Source organism: Pseudoxanthomonas koreensis (genome assembly GCF_041890415.1).
GTDB lineage: Bacteria > Pseudomonadota > Gammaproteobacteria > Xanthomonadales > Xanthomonadaceae > Pseudoxanthomonas > Pseudoxanthomonas koreensis_A.
The window spans coordinates 1829904-1847080 of the sequence record NZ_CP169056.1; the positions used below are offsets into that span (position 1 = coordinate 1829904).

Sequence of the window (17177 nt, forward strand, 5' to 3'; positions counted from 1 at the left end):
CGGCGGGCACTGCACACCGCAGCTGACGCGGCTCAGGCTTCCAGAGCTTCGGATTCGGCCGCCGGCTCCAGCACGTCCCACAACGCGCGGCCCGCCTTCCGGCGCAGGTGGGCAAGCCGGCGCAGGTGCGCTTCCTGCTCGGCCTGCGCCGCGGCGATGCGCGGCCGCTGCGCCGTCACGGGCGCGAAGCTGACCACCGTGGCGGTACCGGCACCGGCGTCCTCGATGCCGCCAAAGCCGATTTCCTCCTGGCCGGAGGTCAGGGCGATGTAGACGTCGGCCAGGATCTCCGCGTCCAGCAGCGCGCCATGCAATTGCCGGTGCGCATTGTCCACGCCCAGGCGCTTGCACAGCGCATCCAGCGAGTTGCGCTGGCCGGGAAAGCGCTCGCGCGCCAGTTGCAGGGTATCGACCACGGTGACCCGGTCCAGGATGCGGCCGAAGCGCTCGCCAAGGCGCGACAACTCGTTGTCCAGGAAGCCCAGGTCGAAGGCAGCGTTGTGGATGATCAGCTCGGCGCCGTCGATGTAGGCGAGGAATTCCTCGACCACCTCGTCGAACCGCGGCTTGTCGGCCAGGAACTCCAGGGTCAGCCCGGTCACTTCCTGGGCACGGGCCTCGAACGCGCAATCCGGCTTGAGGTAGCGGTGGAACTTGCCCCCACTGCGGCGGCGTTCAAGCAGCTCCACGCAGCCGATCTCGACGACGCGGTTGCCTTGCTTCCACTCCAGGCCGGTGGTTTCAGTGTCGAGGACGATCTGGCGCATCGTCGGCAAGTCTACCGCGTCGCGTCGCGGACCTGCTCGGCGGCCGCCCGCGCCAGCGTGTCGACCCGTTCGTTGTCGGGATCGCCGTTGTGGCCCTTGACCCAGCGCCAGTCGATCTGGTGCCGCGCCGCCGATGCATGCAGGCGCTCCCACAGGTCGCGGTTCTTCACCGGGTCGCCGCCGGCGGTCTTCCAGTTGCGCCGGACCCAGCCCGGCATCCACTCGGTGATGCCCCGACGCACGTACTGCGAATCGGTATGCAGGGTCACCACGCAGGCCTCGCGCAGCGCGTCCAGGGCCATGATCGCCGCGGTCAGCTCCATGCGGTTGTTGGTGGTGTCCGGCTCGCCGCCGGCAAGCTCGCGCTCGTGCGCGTTGTAGCGCAGCAGCGCAGCCCAGCCGCCGGGGCCGGGGTTGCCCAGGCAGGCACCGTCGGTGTGGATCTGGATGTTCTTCATTGTTTGCAGGGCGAACGCCTCAGGCGGCCGGGGCAGCGCCATGGCGCCAGCGCATGGGTGCGGGTGACAGTGGCAGGGCCACGCGCTTCTCGGCTTCGATCATGCAGGTCGCGCGCAGGCACAGGACCGAATCGCCATCGGCGCCGGCCGGCTCGCGCAGTTTCCAGCGCGGGCCGATGAAGCGCGGCTCCACGCAACTGAGCCCGGCGCGGGCCAACTGCCGGCGCCAGTGCGCGGGCGCGGACATGGCCCAGTCCGCGCCGGTGCCACGCCAGCGAAACGGGCTGCAGGGATTGGCCACGCACAGCCACAGGCGGCCGCCGTCCACCAGCACCCGGCAGCACTCCTCGATCAGCTCGTCCAGCCCGGCCTGCGGCGGATGTTGCAGGATGACGTCGCCCAGGCATTCGCTGGGCAGCGGCAATGGCAGCCGGCAATGCACGCTGCCGGCATAGCCGGCGCCTTGCGGATGCAGCAGCAGGCCGCGTCGCGACGGCAACGCCGCGTCCTGTGCGGGCACCGGCGCAACCCACAACCATGCCTGCGCCGGACGCGCCTCCAGCCGCGAGGCCAGCCAGCGCCGTTCCGCGGCGAGCAGCCACTGGCCCTCGTGCCCGCTGAACCAGGTCGGGGCGCCGGGTTGACGGCTGGGCGTGATGGCGGGCATGGTCGCGATTCTATGCGACCCAGCGCCCTGCCCGCATTGGAGGACAACTACATCTGGGTCCTCGGCGAAGGATCCGGGGCCGTGCTGGTCGATCCGGGCGAGGCGACGCCTGTGCTTGCCGCCGCCGAACGCGGCCTGGTACCGCAGGCGGTGCTGCTGACCCATCATCACGCCGACCACTGCGCGGCAGTACCGGCGCTGCGCGAGCGCTGGCCGGCACTGCCGGTGTATGCGCCGGACGATGCACGGATCGAGCTGGACTGCGAACGCGTGGCGGACGGCGCACGCCTGACCCTGCCGGGGCTGCAGATCGACGTGCTCGCCGTCCCGGGCCACACCCGCAGCCACATCGCCTACCTGTGTGCGGGCAACCTGTTCTGTGGCGATGCGCTGTTTAGCCTGGGCTGCGGACGCATGTTCGAAGGCACCCCCGCGCAGATGCATGCCTCGCTGCAGCGCATGGCGGCGCTGCCGGGCGATACCCGCGTGTGCTGCGGCCACGAGTACACCGTGGCCAACGCGGCCTTCGCCATGGCGGTGGAGCCGGAGAACCAGGCGCTGCGCACGCGGCACGCACAAGCCGTGGCCCAGCGTCGCGCCGGACAGCCGACGGTGCCGGCCATCCTGGCGTCGGAGCTGGCCTGCAATCCATTCCTGCGCTGCGCCGAACCGCCGGTGCGGGCGGCAGTGGAAAAGCACCAGGGGCGCGCGATGAGCGACGAGGTGGAAACCTTCGCCGCACTGCGGGCCTGGAAGGATGGATTCGCCGGATGAATCGCGCCGGCGCCGTGGCCGTGGCGATCGCGCTGGCACTGCCGACATTGGCAGGCCCAGCCACGGCCACCGATGCACCTGCGGTGCCGCTGGCACACGCGCACGCACCGGTGGCGGACACGTCCACGGACGAGGCCGCAGCTTCCAGCACCGGCGCGCCTGACCCGGCGCAGCCATCCATCACCGGCACCGCGCCCTCCGATCCGGATGCAGCGGCCACGCGCAGTGGGCTGGAGATCTACGATGCATTCCGCCAGGGGCTGGCCGATCCGGAGTGTCACGACAGTGGCAATGACCGCTGGCTGCGCCACTTCGCCCACGCGCCCGCGCGCCTGGCCGACCCGGACAGCGATGTCCTGCCCCTGTTCGGGCACGTGGTCGATTCCTTGCGCCAGGCGCACCTGCCCACCGAGTTCGCGTTGATTCCATTCGTCGAGAGCGGCTATGCACCGGCCGCGCGGGCCAAGGCCGGACCGGCCGGGCTGTGGCAACTGGTTTCGATCACCGCGCGCCACCATGGGCTCCGCGTCAACGAGGGCTACGATGCGCGGCTGTCGCCCGCCGCATCCACGCGTGCGGCAGTGCGTTACCTCAAGACCCTCAACGGCATATTCGGCGGCAACTGGCGCCTGGCGGCGATGGCCTACAACACCGGCGAATACCGCCTGCTGCACGCATTGCGCCGCAGCGGCACCACCGCAGTGGAGGCCACGCCCGCCGACCTGCCGGGGGTGCCGGCGATCACCCGCGCCTACGTGGACAAGCTGCATGCGCTGGCCTGCGTGCTGCAGCGCGCCGGGGACAACGGGCAATGGCGCGCGGCCCTGGACCGCCCGGTGCCGCGCCTGCATGCGCAGCACCTGGAGGGCAGTGCGCGACTGGCTGCCTGGGCGCGGCGCAACGCCCACGACCCCGCCCAGCTGGAGCGTCTCAATCCGGCCCTGGCCAACGGCCGCTGGCCACGTGGGGCGCCGCCGCTTGCGCTGGTCCCGGCACGCACGGCGGATGCCGCTGCGGCCTCCAGCGCGGCAGCAGGCATCACGCCGACGGCGGTCACTGCATCGCCGGCATCCGCGGATGCACCCGCACGCTCCCACGTGGTGCGCCGCGGCGAATCGCCCTGGAGCATCGCCCGGCGTCACGGGATGCGCCTGGATCGCCTGCTCGAACGCAACGGCCTGGGCCCGCAGAGCATCCTGCGCCCCGGGATGGTGTTGCAGATCGACTGAACCAGCGGCGCCGGCCGGGGCCGCACATGCAAAGGGCGCGGGATTGTCTCCCGCGCCCTTTGCCGGCCACCGCCTGTCGCCGCGGTTACAGCTGGCTTTCTTCCACCACCACGATGAAGCGCTCGCGCAACCGGCGCACGTAGTCGTCGGCCGCCGCGGTGCCGTCGATCTGGGCCAGCTGGGCACGCAGCTGGGTGCGCTGCTCCGGGGTCAGTTTTGCCGGATCACCCGGATGCACGGCGGTCAGTACGAACACCGCCTGGCGCCCGTCCTCCAGGCCGAAGCGGCCAACCGACGGCGTCCCTTCCACCGGCAAGGCGGCTTCGAACAGCACATCGTTGGCGGCTGCGGTGGGCACGGGCGCGCCACGCGGCAGGCCGTCCAGCGGCACCACCTCGGCGTTGGCGGCCGCGGCCACGTCCGCCAGCGCTTCGCCGGCGCGCAGCCGCTCCACCAGCGCCTCGGCTGCGGCGACCGCGGCCTTGCCGCGGCGGTCGGCGCGGACCGCGGCAACCACGGTATCGCGCACCTCGGCCAGCGGCCTGGGTTCCTCCGGCGCGTGGTCGATCACCCGGATCACGACGCTGTGGCTGGGTCCGATCTCGATTGGATCGCTGGCGGTCCCGTCCTCGATCAGCGACTCGGAGAACGCAGCGCGCTTGACCTCCGGCGAAGCGGCCACGCCGATGGTCTGGTCGCGCGAGAACGGCCCCAGCTTCTGTACCTGCAGCCCGGTCTCGCGCGCGGCCGAATCCAGGGTCGACGGGTTCTGGTAGATCACGTCGGTCAGGCGCCCGGTCAGCTCGCTGTAGGCGCGCTCGCGGTCGGCCTGCGCCTGCTCCCGCGCCAGTTCTTCGCGCACCTGCTCGAACGGCTCCTGTGCGCCGGCCTCGACCTGGCGCAGCTGCAGGACGTGATAGCCGAAATCGGTCTGCACCGGGCCGCGCACCTGGCCGGGCTGCATGGCGAACAGCGCCTCCTCGAACGGCGCCACCATCACGCCCTGCTCGACCCAACCCAGGTCACCGCCGTCCTCGCGCGAGCCAGGGTCCTCGGAATTGGCCCGGGCCAGCGCAGCGAAATCGGCGCCATCGGCAGCGGCCTCTTCGGCCAGGCGTGCGGCTTTTTCCTCGGCCGCCTTGCGGGTGGCCGCATCGGCGTCAGCATCCACCCTGATCAGGATGTGCGACGCCAGCCGGCGCTCGGGCTCGACGAAGCGTGCCTTCTCTTCCTCGTAGCGGCTGCGCAGGGTGGCTTCGTCGGCCTGCTCCGGTGCCGGCACTTGTTCGGGGCCGACCTCCACGTACTCGATGGTCACCGTCTCGGGGCGCATGAAGTCGCCCTTGTGCGCGTCGTACCACGCCTGCGCCTGGGCATCGGTGACCTCGGCGGTGTCCTCCTCATGCGGCGGCAGCAACGCCACCTGCGCATCGCGGGTTTCGTCGGCCAGGCGCACGATGCGGTCGACCTCGGCATCGGTGGCGAAGGTCGAGGTGGCGATGCCGGTCGGCAGCAGCGACTGCTGCAGCGACTGGCGCACCAGCGCCTCGAACTGGCGCGGCGTCTGCGGCGGCATCTGCGAGGACAGTGCCAACTGGTAGCGGGTGGCGTCGAAACGGCCATCCACCTGAAACGCGGGCATGCCCTGGATGTAATCGCGCACCGCCACGTCGCCGACAACGACGCCGGCGCGCTCGGCTGCCAGCAGCAGCGCCTTCTCGTCGATCAGGCTGTCCAGCACCGTGCGCTTGTTCTCCAGGCTTTCGAACGCGCGCGGATCGAAGTCGTCGCCCTGTGCCTGGCGCTGGCGCATGCGCTCCTGCTCGAAGCGCTGGCGGAACTCGTCGGTGCTCACTTCCTCGTGCCGCCACAGCATCGATGCCGGCCACCAGGACGGAGCACCCGCCCACCATGTCGGCGGCGCCTTGACCTGGGCCACGCTGTTGGCGCCCACGCCGCCCAGGTAGCCCTGGTCGACGACGAGAAGGAACGGAAGCGTCAGCAGCCCGATGACGATCGTGGCAGCCCAACCCGAAGTCCGGTCGCGGAGTTTCTGCAGCATTGTCCCAGCCCAGTCGTAAGCGGCGAATGTAAGCGCGGGAGTGTAACCCGTCGCGTTGCGCAGGTGGGACGGGGGTGCCTTGTACGGGCCGGCCGCGCAAAGGAAAACGCCCGCAGGTCGGGGGACCTGCGGGCGTTCTTTATAAGTGGCGGAGTGGACGGGAGTGTCCCACTCAACGCCGGAAACACAACAGCCGTAAGGCCTTACCCCGCAAGGACACTCGCGGGAGTGTGCTCCGGTGAGTGTCCCAAGAGTGTCCCACGCTCGCGGCTCTCGGTTCAACGCCTCGCCGCCCTTGCTTTGCCCGGTTCCCGTCGCACAGTGGAAGCGGCTCCGCACATTGTCGGCACTGGCCGACAATGTGCCCTCTCGAAACCCTAGCCGCATTAGCGCCAGGGAGAAGAGAGGCCGCCCGGCCCTGTTGACGCGTCCAGCGGCGACAGGGAAAGCGGGAGCGACCGGGCGACGACCAACGCGCCAGCGGTGGGCGAAGGGACACAGGCGGGAGCCTGGGGCCTGCTCTTGATCTGCCTGGGGGACGAATGAACCGCAACAGCACGCCAGCCACCGACACGCCCCCCGCCGATCACGGCGCGGGGCTGTCGGTGGGTCTGCGGGCGCGATACGCCGACCAACTGACCCAGGCCCACACCCTGGCCCAGGCCGAAGGGTTGCGCCTGCGCACGCCTGCCGGGGTGGCGATGGATCGGGCCATTCGCATGGTCCTGGACGAGGCCACCGCCACCGGGGCGAACCCCTCCCCGGCGACCGTGGCCGCCTACCGGCGCGACCATGCCCGGCTGTGGGCCGCCGGGGCGACGCCCCTGGACCACGCCAGCACGCGGGCGCATTTCGACCGGCTGCGAAGTGCCTGCCGGTGGGTGGAGGCCCAGGAAATCGCCCGGCTCCGTACCCTGGCCGAGACGGCACGCAAGGCCAAGGACACGGACGCCATGCGGGCCTATACCCTGGCCGCGTTCGAGCGGGCCACGGTGTTTCGGGCGCTGTACCTGGCCCCGGATCGCCCCACCTGGGCGCACAAGGCGGCGGCCCTGCGCGCTGCCGGTCTGCGCCCGGCCAGCAAGAGCAAACGCAAGGCCGGACGCCAGGCCCTTTCTCCGGATCGCCTCCTGGTTGCCCTGGCCCGCCAGCCTGGGCGCTGCGCCCGGGCTGAGTCCCTGGCCTGCGTCTTTGCCCTGTTCGGCATTCGCCCGGCGGAACTGGTGCGGGGGGTGGTGCTGGAAAAGACCGCCACCGGCCTACGCCTGGCGGTGGCCGGGGCCAAGGTGGACGCGGTGCGAGGCCAGCCCCTGCGCGTGCTGGAAGTGGAACCAACCCGGCGCGGGCAGTCCGCGCTGGCCGTGGCTTTCCTCCGGGCCTATGTCGATGACACCGGCGGCGACCTGGCCGCCACGCCTGCGGATGTGGTGGCGGTGCGTCGTGCCATGCGCCAGGTTCAGCCGGGCTTATCGCCGTATGCGTACAGACACGCGCGAGCGAGCGACGCCAAAGCCACCCAGGGGCGCGCAGGTGTCGCCGCCTGGCTCGGCCATTCCAACGACCGCACCCAATCAGGCTACGGCCACGCGCGAAGCGGACGCGGCGCGGTGGCGATCAAAACCGCCACGGCGTCGCGCCCAGTACGGCAAACGAAAACCCTGCCGCCCACCCTGGCCCAGCGGTTCGCCAAGGTGGCGACACGGCTGGCCGCGCGGACTTCTTCGCAATCTGCAACTAATGCGCCGACTCGGCGGCGCAGTCCGCGCCCGCGCTGGTGATCAACGCGGGCGACGCTTAGCGCGTGTCTTTGGCGCAGGCTTGGGCCGAAGATCAAGGCCAAACGGCTCGCTGCCACCGCCGCTCTCGCTGTCGTCCCACCAGTTGCCCTCACGCTGACCCCGCTCGAACTCTTTGACGTTTACGCGCGTCTTGTATCCAGGCGGCGGATAAAAAGCCTCCATTTCCGTTTCCGCTTTCGGATGGGCCAGTGATTTCTCCATCTCGCGGAGAAGTGCGCGCAATAGCGCCTGCGTGGTTTTGCTTTCGTCTGCCATGTGCTTGCCTCGGTGTGGGTGGTCATCCACCAATAACCGAACGCGCCACGCGCGCAAGCGTCGACGCCCAGGATTGAAGCAATGGAGACGATGTGTCCGCTGCCCGCGTGCTGACGCGCCCAGGAATGGCGACATTTCGTCGCTGGCATTTTTCCGCGCTGGTCGCGCGGCAATCATTCGCCACAGGAATATCCGCACCACCCGGCCCCTGCGATAACGCCCTGAAATGCTGTGCGTTTTTCGCTCCTGGCTTTTTTCCTCCTCTACCTCTTTGTTCTTTCCTCTTTCTTCTTTTCTCTTCGCTGTATTCCCTTCTGGAACTATCACCCCTCGACAACCGCGATTTTTTTCCTACAAGTGGAACTCCTCCACTTCCTCCACCCCCATGCCTCTCGACACCACCACCGGCGAACAGATTGCCAGCGCTATTGATACCGTCCAGACCCGCGACGACGACGCGGGAACCGTTCAAGTCCACGTCTCGAAAAAGCGCAAGCACATCGACCCGCTCAACCCCTTCGCGCTGTGCTTCGTGGGTTCGCTCTCGACCATCATCCAGAAACGGAAACTCACGCCCACGGCGCTGGCGTTGCTGTTCCTGCTGCTCGATCTGTCCAGGTTCGGCAACCTGGTTAGCGTCAATCAATCGGGCCTCGCTAAGCGGCTCGGCGTCAAGCAACCGGCCATCTCGAAAGCGCTGGCGAAACTGGAAGCCGCCGCGATCATCTTGAACCTGCCCGATGGCCAGTTTTTCAATCCGCAAATCATCACGAAGCAGGGCCTAGACACCGTGGCCCGCAACTACCCCGCCAGCGTTGCCGCCGGTATCCAGGCGCTGAGCCAACTAGGCATGTCGGCTAACTGGGAACTGCCCAAGTCCGCGCAAGACGCCACCCCCTAACCGCTCCACCCACCCCCACCACTCAGGAAATCACGCCATGAACGACACGACACAGCAACAACTCAACGCGCTCGCCCAGCGCATTGCCGACGCTCTCACCGCGAAACGCGGAACGCTTACGCAAGTCCATCAACGCCACCACGCCGACGCCTCGGCCTTCTGCCTCGGCCAGTACGGCGCGACGGTGCTGGTCAAGGCCGAAACGCCTGGCGAACTTCTCGCCCAGGGCACGGGGTTCCTGGAAGGCCTGCGGTTCCAGTAAACGACACAGGGGCGGATTTCCGCCCCTGTTGCTTATGCCTGGCTGCGTGCCTGGTTCAACTCGAACAGGCGGCGCAGGATTTCATCATCGGTTAGCGGCCAGTCCCAGCCATAGGCTGCGGCCACGGCTTTATCTAGCGTCGCATGTAGGTTGGCTAGCCACGCCGGGCGCTCGTTGTAGAGGTTGGTTAGCGTGCGTTTTTTTAGCGCCGCTTCGTGCCCAGGTTTGGCAACGGGGCGCGCCGGAAACCCCGCGGCTTCTTCTTCTGGCGTGCGTTGCCAGTCCACCCAATCGGCAGGGTTCAGCCAGCGGTCGCGGACTTCCACAAGTGCCCGCGCTGCGTCGCCAATGGCCTGCGCGTGCGGGTTGGCCGCGTAGTCCTGGGCGGGAATGTCAGGCGTCAGTCCTTCCGGAAACGGGAACGTTTCGAACGTGGTGGATGGTGTGTAGCGCGGACGGTCTTCCAGACTGGTGCCCATGCGCAACGCCCAGAGTTCATGGAAGCGCGAATGTAGAACACCCAGTGTGGTGTCGTCGTCGCGGGCAGTAATCATCAAGTTTTTATCTGGCGCAACTGGGCGCGGCAACCAAATGAAAACCCGGTGTTTCGACACTTCCGGCGTGGCAATCACGCGCGCCATGCCTTGCCATGCTTCGCGCATGTCGGGGCGCGCACGCCACAGACGCCACCATGTGGACATCAACGCGGCGCGTGCGTTGTCGTCCTTCACCTTCGACGCCAACCGTTCCGGCTTCACCGTCTTTTCAAGGTAATCGAACGGCGCCGCATACATGGCGGCGTCTTGCTCCAACATGCTTGGCCCAGTGTCGATAATCCAGAAATCTCTCGGCCTGCGCGTTGCGTCCATGCCGTTCCAGTAAGGCGCAAGAATGTCCGCATTGCTGCGACCGTTCGGGTTGCCTGCGTCGCGCAACATTTCCCGCGCCATGTCTCCGGGAATGTCGAACGCGCCGGTTTTTTGATAGCCCACGAAACAGCGTCCAGCGTTCTCGGCCAACTTCGCCGCGCTGGTCAGGTCTGTGCCTTCTCCGTCCTCATTGCTGGCTGTCAGGTCGGCAAAGATAGCGCCGACCGGTTCGCCGTCCAGTTTCGCGTCCTGTTCGCTGTGCCCGAAACAGACCAACGACACGCGCACGGCTGCGCCTTCGTTCGTCCATTCCTCATCGTCCCATGCCTCGAAAATCCGCGTTGTCTCCGCCGCATGTTTCAAAACTTCGCGGCTCGCGCCGCCACGTATGCTGTTGGTGGCCACAAGGCCAGCGCGCTGCGTGTTGCCCGCCTTGATCGCGTCGTTCGCTTTCTCGAACCAGTAGCAGACGAAATCAGCGCCACCCGGTACGCGCCCCGCGTAGGTCTTGCGCACCTGGGCGGCATAGTCAGCCCCCAGTTCGCCAACCATCTTTTTGTCGCCAATAAACGGCGGGTTGCCAACGATCACATTGGCCGCTGGCCATTGCGCCTCGCTCCCATCCGCGTTCATCAGCGCGTCGCGGTTCTCAATCCCGCCCAGGGCTTGGAGGATCGGGTTCGTGCGAACGCCGAAACCGTTCTGGACCATCCACTGGATTTCGCCAATCCATACCGTAATGCGCGCCAGTTCCGCCGCGTACTCGTTCAACTCGATCCCCAGCACATTGACCGGGCCAATCGCCGGAACCTGGCGGCCCAGGCCCAGCGTTTCGGCCTCGAACAAAATGCGGTTTTCCAGGTCCTTCAACGCACGCAAGGACACGAACAGGAAATTGCCGGAACCGCACGCCGGATCAAGCACGCGGAAGTTTCGCATGCGTTCCAGAAACGCATTTAGCCGGTCCTGGGCGGCCTTTGGTATGCCTTTGGCCTTCGACTTTTCCAGCGTGGCGGCGATAGCCGCCTTCTCCGTTTCCCACTCAGCCAACAACGGCGCAACCACCACCGGGCGCACGATCTTCATGATCGTGTCCGGGTCGGTGTAATGCGCGCCCAACTGGCTGCGCTTGCTCGGGTCTAGCCCACGCTCGAACAGCGTGCCGAAAATGCTGGGGTCGATTTCCGCCCAGTCCAGCGTCGCGGCTTCTAGCAGGGTTTTCAGTTCCGCCGCTTCCAGCGCCAGCGTGGCCGCGTCCTCGAACAAGCCACCGTTGAACCATTCGATAGCGTTCAATGCGAAATCGCCGCCGTCCTTCATCGCCGCGAACAACGAGGCGGCGCGGCTCTCGAACTGGTCGGGCTTGTCCTGGACGCTGCGGACCAACTTGGAAAAGATGTGGTCGGGCAACAGGCCGATATCCTCGGCGAACATACAGAACAGCAGGCGGTTTAGAAAATGCGCCACCGCGTGCGGCTCGTGCCCGCGCTTGCGCAGGGCTTCGGCCAGGGTGGCGAACTTGCCCGCTGCTTCTTTCGTAATGTCCGCACGCGTCGTCCCTGGGCGCAGTTGCTGCGGATCGTTGAACGCGGCGGCCAGCAGGCGGCGCGTGTCGTGGTTGGCCAGGTCTTCCACCGTGAACCGGTGGACCTGCTTTACCGCGTTGGTGAAGTTGGTGTGTATCTCGAACCGTTGGAGATCGCACACGATCAGCAACGGCGGGTTTTGCAGCGCGTCCGCGTACATTTTCAGTTGCGCGTAGGCCTTGTCCAGGTCCTTGCCGGTGCCCTTGGCCTCGAACCCGAAAAATCCCCGCTTCCAGGCGTCCGCCCAGCCTTCGCCCCCGCTGGTCTTGTTGGCCCCGTATTCGTAGGTGAACCACTTGTGTTCCGGGTCCGCCTCGCGCGGCGTCGGGTGGTTCATCAGCCGGCACAGGTCGTCAAAGAACGATTGAAAATCGCGGCGCTCGTCGCCGCCGTTCTTCCATTTGGCAATAAAGTCCTGTGGTGTCATCCGTTGCTAACCGCGCTCGTCCCCTGGTGGGGTCGATTATGACCCCCCGGCGTCATTCCTCGCTGTCGCTGTCCTTGTCGTCCTCGTCGGCGCTATCCAGCCCCGCCAGCAGTAGGGGGCGAAGCGCGGCAATGTCGATCACGCCCCTATCCGCCCAGTTCAGCGGCGGATGGCAAATCTCTGCCAGGGCCGCGAGCGTTTCCACGTCGTAGGCCGTGCCGTGCGGCGTGTCCTTGACGGATTTGCGCTCGCTCTTGTCATGGCCCACGTACTCCTCGCGCCAGGCCTGGCCCACCTTCGCCATCTTCAACGCGCCGATGGCCGTATCACGGAACGAATGGAGGCCCATCAAGCCCGTGCGCGGCTCGATCTTCAACGCCTGGCGGTAGCGCGTAAATGCCCGCTGGGGCGCTGCGGAGGGGCCATTGACGGCGTACATGTTCAAGCCTGGGAACAAGAGCGTTTGACCATCCGCGCGCAACGCCTCCACGCGCTCCATCAGGCCCAGGGCAATCAGGTCGGGATGGATCGGTGTCTTGCGCGGGCTGGTCTCGGTTTTCAGGGTCTTGAACTCGCCCAGCAGGTTGAAGTCCAGCACGGGCACGCCTTCCTCCTCGTCCGGCCCCACGTCGAGCAGTTCCAACAGCGTCAACTCCTTGGCCCTGGCCCCCGTGTACAAGCCGAGCACGGCCATCCAACGGTTGCGCGTACCCTTCAAGCGCACGAGGTTGACCGGGTCGAACATGCTGCACAGTTGGGTGAGGTTGAACGCCTGGAACCCGTTGCGCTGGCTGGCCGCTTTCTTATCGGCCTTGGTCCGGTGAACGTGTCCTTCTGCCGGATTGGCCCGATCCTGCGGGTAGTGCCTCGCCTTGACGGCCCATGCGAAAAAATCGCGCAGCCAGGACTGCTCATTGATCGCGGTGGACGTGTCGATCGTCAGCAGGCGGCCCTGGATGAACTTCGACACCGTGGCCCAGTCGATCGTATGGACTAGCGTCCTGCCCCCCGCGCTGGCAGCGAACAGGTCGATGGTCCTGCGGTGCGCCCGGAGGTTCTTCCCCTGGTTCGGCTTCTGGAACTTGATCGCGATGATCTTCATCCAGTCGTCGGCGGCGGCTTTCAGGCTCTTGGGCTTGATCCCTGGGGGCGGCCCGCCTTTCGGGAGCATGTCCACGATATCGGGCACGCGGGCCTGCGTGATCGCAGCCGCCACGGCCCCGGCCGGTGCCCCGAGGCTTTCCAGGTGGTGCGAGGCGGCCACCTGGCGGCGCAGGTCGGCGTCCGGGTCGTCGGTGTCCTTGCCTTCCAAGCGTCGCCCGTAGGCGTCGCTCACGCTCCACTCCTTCGGGTCGCGCCCAAGGGTCAGGCCCAGCGCCTCGGCCAGTTCGTCATCAGCGGACACGGGCGCGCGACGCGAGGCCGGGGGCCTGGCCTCGGTGCCATCGTCGGGCAGGACCCTGCCGATTTCGTCGATCTCGCGGGCGGTCTTGCCCGTGAGCCGTCGTAACTTCGCGTCTTGGTCTGCCATCAGTGCCCCCTGTGCCACTGACTGGAAGGCTAACTGATAGCGACGGGCCAGCGCCAACGCCCACGCCTGCGCGGTGGCGGGGTCGTGGGTGTGGAGGGCGTGCTTGATGACGGTGCGCCCGAACGCCCGGCGCAGGCGCAGGGGAACGATCAGGCGGAAGGCGAACCCGCCAGGGCGGCGGACGAGATAGTTGGGCAGTCGCATTGGGGTGTTTGTCCCAATGAGTGTCCCAGCGGGGTTTTTCCCACATAAGAAAAAACCCCGGAAAAACCGGGGTTTTTGTGTAAATGGCGGAGTGGACGGGACTCGAACCCGCGACCTCCGGCGTGACAGGCCAGCATTCTAACCAACTGAACTACCACTCCGCGCTTGAAACACATTGTACGTGGGATGCCTGCGCTTGCGCTAGACCATCCCGCGTTTTTGCACCGCCCGAAAGCTGGTGGGTGCTGAGGGTTTCGAACCCCCGACCCTCGCCTTGTAAGGGCGACGCTCTACCGCTGAGCTAAGCACCCGGGTGCATGCACCCTGCCCTCGGCAGCGGGCCGATCAGTTTACAGCGTCCTTCAACGCCTTGCCAGCCTTGAAGGCCGGATTGTTGGAGGCAGCGATCGTGATGGTGTCACCGGTCTTCGGGTTGCGGCCGGTACGGGCGGCGCGCTTGCGCACCTGGAAGGTACCGAAGCCAACCAGCGTCACCGCGTCGCCCTTCTTCAGCGCCTTGGTGATCGAGCTGATCACCGCATCCACGGCGCGGGTGGCCTCAGCCTTGGTGAGGTCGGATGCGACGGCGATGGCGTCAATCAATTCGGTTTTATTCATGCGTATGTGCTCCCTGTGCGGCCACGCCGCGAGATGGTGACCGGGCCCGCGCGACCACGCAGGACGTGCCCGATGTTCGGGTCCGCCGTGCAACCTGACAGTGCCGGCGGGTGCGCCCGTTATACAGGGCGGCACCCCATGCGGCAAGCCGGAAATCCAGCAGTGGCGGGGTTTTCGCCGCGATGCAGCGCGCTCAGTGCTTGACGTCCGTGCGCCCCTGCGACGACCGCTGGCGCCGCCCGGGCGACTTGCCCACGCGCGCGGCAGGTTGGCCCGCAGCCGGCACCAGCGGCCGCTCGAGTGCCAGGTCGAGCACCTCGTCGATCCAGCGCACCGGCACGATCTTCAACCCGTCGGTGACGTTGGCCGGGATGTCGGCCAGGTCCTTGCGGTTCTCCTCGGGGATGACCACCGTGCGGATGCCGCCGCGCAGCGCCGCCAGCAACTTCTCCTTCAACCCGCCGATGGCGGTGACCTTGCCGCGCAGGGTGATCTCGCCGGTCATGGCGATATCGGCGAGCACCGGCACCTTGGTCAGGGTCGATACCAGCGCGGTTACCATGGCGATGCCGGCGCTGGGGCCGTCCTTGGGCGTGGCGCCGTCCGGCACGTGCAGGTGCACGTCCTGCTTCTGCAGGAAATCGTTGTCGATGCCCAGCCGCTCGGCACGCGCGCGCACCACCGACAACGCGGCCGAGGCCGACTCCTTCATCACGTCCCCGAGCTGGCCGGTCAGGATCAGTTGCCCCTTGCCCGGAACCAGGGTCGCCTCGATCTGCAGCAGGTCGCCACCGACTTCGGTCCAGGCCAGGCCGGTGACCAGGCCGATCTCGTTCTGTTCCTCGGCGCGGCCGAAATCGAAGCGGCGCACGCCCAGATACTTGTCCAGGTTCTTCGCATCCACCTTGACCAGCGCCGACTTCGGCTTGCGCGCGGCGGTCTTCCTGGCGGTCTTGCGCACCGGCTGCGGCCCCTTCAACGCGATCTCCTTGACCACCTTGCGGCAGATCTTGGCGATCTCGCGCTCCAGGTTGCGCACGCCCGACTCGCGCGTGTAGTAGCGCACGATGTCGCGGATGGCGGACTCGGCAACGGCCAGCTCCTCCGGCTTGAGGCCGTTGGCCTTGAGCTGCTTGGGCACCAGGTAGCGCGCGGCGATGCTCAGCTTCTCGTCCTCGGTGTAGCCGGGGATGCGGATGACCTCCATGCGGTCCAGCAGCGGGCCGGGGATGTTGAGCGAGTTGGACGTGGCCACGAACATCACTTCCGACAGGTCCAGGTCGACCTCCAGGTAGTGATCGTTGAAGGTGTGGTTCTGCTCGGGGTCCAGCACCTCCAGCAGCGCCGAGGACGGGTCGCCGCGGAAGTCCATCGACATCTTGTCGATCTCGTCGAGCAGGAACAGCGGGTTGCGGGTGCCGACCTTGTTGAGGTTCTGCACGATCCGGCCCGGCATCGAACCGACATAGGTGCGGCGATGGCCGCGGATCTCGGCCTCGTCGCGCACGCCACCCAGGCTCATGCGCACGAACTTGCGGTTGGTGGCCTTGGCGATGGACTGCCCCAGCGAGGTCTTGCCCACGCCAGGCGGGCCGACCAGGCACAGGATCGGGCCCTTCATCTGCTTGACCCGCGACTGCACCGCCAGGTACTCCAGGATGCGCTCCTTGACCTTGTCCAGCCCGTAGTGGTCGGCGTCCAGGGTGTCCTGCGCGGCCTTGAGGTCCTTGCGCACCTTGCTGCGCTTCTTCCACGGCACGCCCAGCAGCCAGTCCAGGTAGTTGCGCACCACCGCGGCCTCGGCCGACATCGGCGACATCTGCTTGAGCTTGTTGAGTTCGTTCCTGGCCTTGGCCTCCACCGCCTTGGGCATGCCGGCCTCGGCGACCTTGCGCGCCAGCTCTTCCAGCTCGCCCGGCGAATCGTCCAGGTCGCCCAGTTCCTTCTGGATCGCCTTCATCTGCTCGTTGAGGTAGTACTCGCGCTGGCTGCGCTCCATCTGCGACTTGACCCGGCCGCGGATGCGCTTTTCCATCTGCTGCACGTCGATCTCGCCCTCGACCAGGCCCACCAGCAGTTCCAGCCGCTCGCCGGTGTCCTCGCTCTCCAGCAGCCGCTGCTTGTCGGCCAGGCGCACGCCGATGTGCGCGGAGATGGTGTCGGCAAGGCGGCCCGGGTCGTCGATGCCGGCCAGGGTCTGCAGCAGTTCCGGCGGCAGCTTGCGGTTGGTCTTGACGTACTGCTCGAACAGGCCGGACAAGGTGCGCGCCACCGCCTCGATCTCGCGCGGGTCGCGGCCGCTGCCGGCATCGATCAGTTCGCCATGGCCCTGCAGCGCGCCGTCACGCTCGGCGATCCGGCTGACCTGCACGCGCGCGCTGCCCTCCACCAGCACCTTGATGGTGCCGTCGGGCAGCTTGAGCAACTGCAGCACCTGGGCAAGCGTGCCCACGGTGTACAGGTCGGCGGCGTCCGGGTCGTCGGTTTCGGCCGACTTCTGGGCCACCAGCAGGATCTGCTTGTCGGCCTCCATGGCCTGCTCCAGCGCACGCATGGACTTGTCGCGGCCGACGAACAGGGGGATCACCATGTGGGGGAATACCACCACGTCCCGCAGCGGCAGCACGGGCAGGTCGAGGGCGTCGGTTCGGGTGCGGGACATGGGGGCTCCGAAGATCTTGGGGGGACGATCTGTGCCGTCCCGGCCCGTTATGGGGGTTCACCGTTGGCGATGCAAGACGCACGCCAATAAAGCCATCGAATCAATG

The 17177-nt window shown here is 67.3% G+C and carries 14 protein-coding genes and 2 tRNA genes; 5 read left to right on the forward strand and 11 right to left on the reverse strand.

Annotated elements, in window-relative coordinates; translation table 11 throughout:
* Positions 1-32: 32 nt before the first annotated feature.
* The 3 genes from dnaQ to ACEJ41_RS08420 are packed head-to-tail and all read right to left on the reverse strand — an operon-like array spanning position 33 to position 1892.
* A complete protein-coding gene (dnaQ, locus tag ACEJ41_RS08410) occupies positions 33-767 on the reverse strand; it encodes a DNA polymerase III subunit epsilon (protein WP_374011840.1) in 735 nt (244 codons plus the stop codon).
* A gap of 11 nt (positions 768-778) precedes the next feature.
* A complete protein-coding gene (gene rnhA, locus ACEJ41_RS08415) occupies positions 779-1225 on the reverse strand; it encodes a ribonuclease HI (RefSeq protein WP_374014101.1) in 447 nt (148 codons plus the stop codon).
* A gap of 19 nt (positions 1226-1244) precedes the next feature.
* Complete coding sequence (locus ACEJ41_RS08420) at positions 1245-1892, reverse strand: hypothetical protein (RefSeq protein ID WP_374011841.1); 648 nt, start codon at positions 1890-1892, stop codon at positions 1245-1247.
* A gap of 12 nt (positions 1893-1904) precedes the next feature.
* Here ACEJ41_RS08420 and gloB point away from each other — a divergent pair, with 12 nt between their 5' ends.
* Together gloB and ACEJ41_RS08430 are read left to right on the forward strand one after the other, a co-directional pair.
* Complete coding sequence (gene gloB / locus ACEJ41_RS08425) at positions 1905-2666, forward strand: hydroxyacylglutathione hydrolase (protein WP_374011842.1); 762 nt, start codon at positions 1905-1907, stop codon at positions 2664-2666.
* Entirely contained in the window at positions 2663-3895 is a 1233-nt protein-coding gene (locus ACEJ41_RS08430) for a transglycosylase SLT domain-containing protein (RefSeq protein ID WP_374011843.1), read from the forward strand. The genes gloB and ACEJ41_RS08430 overlap by 4 nt, the downstream gene beginning before the upstream one ends.
* Before the next feature lie 85 nt (positions 3896-3980).
* Here the strand turns inward: ACEJ41_RS08430 and ACEJ41_RS08435 are convergent, their stop codons facing one another.
* A complete protein-coding gene (locus ACEJ41_RS08435) occupies positions 3981-5957 on the reverse strand; it encodes a peptidyl-prolyl cis-trans isomerase (protein WP_374011844.1) in 1977 nt (658 codons plus the stop codon).
* A 542-nt stretch (positions 5958-6499) separates the two neighbouring features.
* Between ACEJ41_RS08435 and ACEJ41_RS08440 the strand changes: the two genes are divergently transcribed.
* Entirely contained in the window at positions 6500-7735 is a 1236-nt protein-coding gene (locus ACEJ41_RS08440; RefSeq protein ID WP_374011845.1) for a hypothetical protein, read from the forward strand.
* Here ACEJ41_RS08440 and ACEJ41_RS08445 read toward each other — a convergent pair whose 3' ends face one another.
* On the reverse strand, positions 7736-8011 hold the full coding sequence (locus tag ACEJ41_RS08445) for a hypothetical protein (protein WP_374011846.1): 276 nt from the start codon (positions 8009-8011) through the stop codon (positions 7736-7738).
* Positions 8012-8396: 385 nt separating this feature from the next.
* Between ACEJ41_RS08445 and ACEJ41_RS08450 the strand changes: the two genes are divergently transcribed.
* Positions 8397-8912: a hypothetical protein gene (locus ACEJ41_RS08450; protein ID WP_374011847.1), complete on the forward strand. Its 516-nt coding sequence runs from the start codon at positions 8397-8399 to the stop codon at positions 8910-8912.
* A 37-nt stretch (positions 8913-8949) separates the two neighbouring features.
* A complete protein-coding gene (locus tag ACEJ41_RS08455) occupies positions 8950-9174 on the forward strand; it encodes a hypothetical protein (protein WP_374011848.1) in 225 nt (74 codons plus the stop codon).
* 32 nt (positions 9175-9206) lie between these two features.
* On the opposite strand, the gene ACEJ41_RS08460 is transcribed toward ACEJ41_RS08455, so the two are convergent.
* The 6 genes from ACEJ41_RS08460 to lon form a co-directional block, all read right to left on the reverse strand.
* On the reverse strand, positions 9207-12056 hold the full coding sequence (locus ACEJ41_RS08460) for a class I SAM-dependent DNA methyltransferase (RefSeq protein ID WP_374011849.1): 2850 nt from the start codon (positions 12054-12056) through the stop codon (positions 9207-9209).
* Positions 12057-12108: 52 nt separating this feature from the next.
* Complete coding sequence (locus ACEJ41_RS08465) at positions 12109-13791, reverse strand: DUF6538 domain-containing protein (protein ID WP_374011850.1); 1683 nt, start codon at positions 13789-13791, stop codon at positions 12109-12111.
* Between the two features lie 84 nt (positions 13792-13875).
* A tRNA-Asp gene (locus tag ACEJ41_RS08470) sits at positions 13876-13952 on the reverse strand.
* A gap of 75 nt (positions 13953-14027) precedes the next feature.
* Positions 14028-14102: transfer RNA gene (locus ACEJ41_RS08475), tRNA-Val, on the reverse strand.
* A gap of 34 nt (positions 14103-14136) precedes the next feature.
* Complete coding sequence (locus ACEJ41_RS08480; RefSeq protein WP_374011851.1) at positions 14137-14409, reverse strand: HU family DNA-binding protein; 273 nt, start codon at positions 14407-14409, stop codon at positions 14137-14139.
* A 193-nt stretch (positions 14410-14602) separates the two neighbouring features.
* The gene (gene lon / locus ACEJ41_RS08485; protein ID WP_374011852.1) at positions 14603-17071 is read right to left on the reverse strand and encodes an endopeptidase La; all 2469 of its coding nucleotides are present in this window, start codon (positions 17069-17071) and stop codon (positions 14603-14605) included.
* Positions 17072-17177: the final 106 nt, after the last annotated feature.

Excerpts from the sequence above, each read along its gene's own strand:
- dnaQ (WP_374011840.1), bottom strand. The coding sequence starts at position 767 with ATGCGCCAGATCGTCCTCGACACTGAAACCACCGGCCTGGAGTGGAAG.
- rnhA (WP_374014101.1), bottom strand. The coding sequence starts at position 1,225 with ATGAAGAACATCCAGATCCACACCGACGGTGCCTGCCTGGGCAACCCC.
- ACEJ41_RS08420 (WP_374011841.1), bottom strand. The coding sequence starts at position 1,892 with ATGCCCGCCATCACGCCCAGCCGTCAACCCGGCGCCCCGACCTGGTTC.
- gloB (WP_374011842.1), top strand. The coding sequence starts at position 1,905 with ATGCGACCCAGCGCCCTGCCCGCATTGGAGGACAACTACATCTGGGTC.
- ACEJ41_RS08430 (WP_374011843.1), top strand. The coding sequence starts at position 2,663 with ATGAATCGCGCCGGCGCCGTGGCCGTGGCGATCGCGCTGGCACTGCCG.
- ACEJ41_RS08435 (WP_374011844.1), bottom strand. The coding sequence starts at position 5,957 with ATGCTGCAGAAACTCCGCGACCGGACTTCGGGTTGGGCTGCCACGATC.
- ACEJ41_RS08440 (WP_374011845.1), top strand. The coding sequence starts at position 6,500 with ATGAACCGCAACAGCACGCCAGCCACCGACACGCCCCCCGCCGATCAC.
- ACEJ41_RS08445 (WP_374011846.1), bottom strand. The coding sequence starts at position 8,011 with ATGGCAGACGAAAGCAAAACCACGCAGGCGCTATTGCGCGCACTTCTC.
- ACEJ41_RS08450 (WP_374011847.1), top strand. The coding sequence starts at position 8,397 with ATGCCTCTCGACACCACCACCGGCGAACAGATTGCCAGCGCTATTGAT.
- ACEJ41_RS08455 (WP_374011848.1), top strand. The coding sequence starts at position 8,950 with ATGAACGACACGACACAGCAACAACTCAACGCGCTCGCCCAGCGCATT.
- ACEJ41_RS08460 (WP_374011849.1), bottom strand. The coding sequence starts at position 12,056 with ATGACACCACAGGACTTTATTGCCAAATGGAAGAACGGCGGCGACGAG.
- ACEJ41_RS08465 (WP_374011850.1), bottom strand. The coding sequence starts at position 13,791 with ATGCGACTGCCCAACTATCTCGTCCGCCGCCCTGGCGGGTTCGCCTTC.
- ACEJ41_RS08480 (WP_374011851.1), bottom strand. The coding sequence starts at position 14,409 with ATGAATAAAACCGAATTGATTGACGCCATCGCCGTCGCATCCGACCTC.
- lon (WP_374011852.1), bottom strand. The coding sequence starts at position 17,071 with ATGTCCCGCACCCGAACCGACGCCCTCGACCTGCCCGTGCTGCCGCTG.